General features: G+C 68.5%; 1 protein-coding gene. It reads right to left on the reverse strand.

The genetic code is table 11. The features are described 5' to 3' along the window. The coding region (locus I8N68_RS32540) for a recombinase family protein (RefSeq protein ID WP_307813064.1) at positions 1-378 on the reverse strand (378 nt) is incomplete at its 3' end. Between the last annotated feature and the right edge of the window lie 16 nt (positions 379-394).

Genomic DNA, 394 nt, shown 5'->3' on the forward strand with positions numbered 1-394 from the left:
CGCCTCACGGGACCGCAGGCCGTACATCCGACCGGCGAACGTGGCGACCAGAGACATGAAATCGTCCACCAGTTCCTCGACCCCACCGGCCGAACCCTTCGCGTGCAACACCTCGACAGTCACCCCGTCACGGGCGAGCAGAGCGGTCAGCCACGCCGTGCCGAACCGGGCCAGCCGGTCACGGTGGGTCACTCTCACCACAGTGAACTCACCCGCCGCCGCACCCCTCAACAGCCGGGCAAGCCCCGGCCGGTTCTCCCGCAGCCCAGACGCCTTGTCCTTGAACACGGCCACCACCTCGCCGGCAGCAGTAGCCCGCAGTTCCGCCTCTTGAGCCACCAGCGACGTCTCCTGGCCAGACGTACCCGACACCCGCACGTACAACGCCTCACGC

The sequence above is a fragment of the Micromonospora coerulea genome (genome assembly GCF_016598485.1).
GTDB classification, from domain to species: domain Bacteria; phylum Actinomycetota; class Actinomycetes; order Mycobacteriales; family Micromonosporaceae; genus Micromonospora; species Micromonospora coerulea.